3 protein-coding genes are annotated in these 2,266 nt (G+C 49.8%); 2 read left to right on the plus strand and 1 reads right to left on the minus strand.

Annotated features, from left to right (window positions below; genetic code table 11):
* A partial coding sequence (locus tag KKH67_11345) for a protein kinase (GenBank protein MBU1319774.1) occupies positions 1 to 1,187 on the plus strand: 1,187 nt, incomplete at its 5' end.
* A gap of 142 nt (positions 1,188 to 1,329) precedes the next feature.
* On the opposite strand, the gene KKH67_11350 is transcribed toward KKH67_11345, so the two are convergent.
* Positions 1,330 to 1,569 (minus strand): transposase, encoded by a 240-nt coding sequence (locus tag KKH67_11350; protein MBU1319775.1) that lies wholly within the window; start codon positions 1,567 to 1,569, stop codon positions 1,330 to 1,332.
* A 163-nt stretch (positions 1,570 to 1,732) separates the two neighbouring features.
* Between KKH67_11350 and KKH67_11355 the strand changes: the two genes are divergently transcribed.
* Positions 1,733 to 2,266: protein kinase (locus KKH67_11355; GenBank protein ID MBU1319776.1), on the plus strand; the 534-nt coding region annotated here is incomplete at its 3' end.

Consider the following 2,266-nt stretch of genomic DNA (forward strand, 5'->3'; position numbering starts at 1 on the left):
CGGCGTACATGTCGCCGGAGCAGGGACAGGGGGCGAAGGTGGACGCACGCACCGACATCTACTCCTTGGGCATCATGCTGTATGAGTTGGTCACCGGGGATGTTCCCTTCCGCGCTGACACGCCCATGGCCATCGTCATCAAGCACCTGACCGCGCCGATGCCCATGCCGAGGCAGGTCAATCCGGACATTCCTGAGGATGTCGAGACGATCATCCTGAAGGCAACTTCTAAAAGCCCGGATGACCGCTATCAGAAGGCTGAGGAGATGGTCACAGCGATGGAGCGGGCGCTGAACAGGTTATCCACTGCAAAGCCAGCTGAAGTCGTTGAAGAAGCGAAACCCAAGCGCGTGAAGCCAGCCTTGGCGCCATCGAAAAAAATCCCCGCCGCAAAACGAATCCTCAGGATTTCGTTAGCCGCGCTCGGTGGAATCGTTGGTTTATGTCTCCTCGGCGTGATCTTGGGCGTGATCTTGATGGGCGTGTTCGATATCTGCCCGCCTGCGGGGCCATGGCCGCAGCCGCCGTGGTGCCCGGGTTCCCCCTATAAACTGCCGACTTTTGGCGGAGGGGCTACTGAGACACCAACAGAAACACCAACGATAACACCCTCACCTACGCCCGATTTGCGAGTTATTGAATTTGATCCTCAAATATTCCTTATGGGAATAGAGGATTTACCTCCTGATGCAGAATATTTCTTACCGGATGAGACGTGGATAAGCCCACTTCATAATGACGAGGTAGTAAGTTATTTTACAGTTGAAAAAGGTCGGGAATATCTTGCAGAAACCGGGCGTATTGATGGATGGGTGGTAACCTTTAAAAGAGGGACAAACACTGTCATTGCTCCTGAAGAAATACATGACAATGTGGTAATGTACAAGACTACTGAGGGAGCACAACTTGCAATTACGAAGTATATTGGCCTGCAAGTTACAGAAGGTAGCTTTACTGAAATTATAGATCCACAAAAGATTGGGGAGTTAAATCGTACTTTTATTTGGAAAGAAATGCAATCAAGCGGTGAATATCGCGTTTCGTATCTGGTTTATTTCTGCTATCGTAACTATATCCATTTGGTTTCTGGTTGGGGCTGGGAACATGAGGTTGAACTGGAATATGTGGAAAATATTGCAAGAATTCTTCTTACAAAACTTCAAGCAGCACCTCTTTCAAATCCATAATTAAACAAGATATCTATTCTTTTTTTGGTATAGATAAAAGGCATCCATGCTATACCAATTGAGAACCTTTCCTCCCCCCTTGATAGTGCAAGGTTTTTTCTGTAAATTCGGTCAAGTGCTTCCTCGAAAGAAAACGAACGAGCTAGTCTGAACCTTGAAAAGTCAAATACGTTCTACCGGTCAACCATTCGTCGCTAATCTCGTTGAGCACAGCGGAAACCAGACGCAGGCAAGAAGCTGGGTTGGGGAAGATACTCACCACACGTACCCGGCGGCGAACTTCACGGTGTAGTCGTTCCACGTCTGGGTGGGAGGAGGCTGCGATCTCAACACCGATTGTTCCCCCCGCCACCTGGACCCCAACCCCAATACAGACGATCATTCCGTTCTCGTGGATAAGGTTGAATTCAGGACAATCCTTACTGCGCGATAAAATTACTGCAAAGTGGAGAGTAATTAATCTACGAGTTTTCCGCGATAGTCATGACGAACTGGCGATAAACAAGGTAAAATTAATGCAGTTCATTCTGGGTGAGGGTTGATCTATGCTTAATACAACGATCCTTGAAATATATCTCATTTCAGAGCAGGTCAAGGAAACCGATCTACTCACCATCTATCGGGGGAAGAACATACAAACAGATCAAGCAGTGATCGCGACCGCGGTCAAGCCCAAGAAAGTCACTGCGGAGGACTTTCTGGCGCGCTTCGAGCCGCTGGCGAAGCCGATTGGACAGGTTGATTCTCCTCACGTCGCCAAGATGCTGGCTTTCGGTGAAGTGAAGGGACAGGCTGTAATCGTTCGAGAGAGCCTCGAAGGCAAGTCGCTTGCCAGTATGATCGCTGGCGGAAACGGCCTGCCGCTCGATCTGGCCCTGGATATCGCTCGCCAGTTGGGTGAATACCTGGACGCGCTTCACCGGCAAGGCATCATCCAGATGGTGTTCAGCCCCGAAGAGATTTCTCTCTCTTCCGAGAGCGTTCTGCGGGTGATGGATTTAGGCCTGGCGCAGGGTCTTAATATCGGGGAACTGCTCTCGGCTGGCAAACTCAAAGCCAATCCCTATCATGCGCCGGAA

The sequence above is a fragment of the Candidatus Zixiibacteriota bacterium genome, from assembly GCA_018820315.1.
Classification (GTDB): Bacteria; Zixibacteria; MSB-5A5; order JAABVY01; family JAHJOQ01; genus JAHJOQ01.

Bases quoted from the DNA above. Each gene is read 5' to 3' on its own strand.
- KKH67_11350 (MBU1319775.1), bottom strand. From the start codon at position 1,569: ATGATCGTCTGTATTGGGGTTGGGGTCCAGGTGGCGGGGGGAACAATC.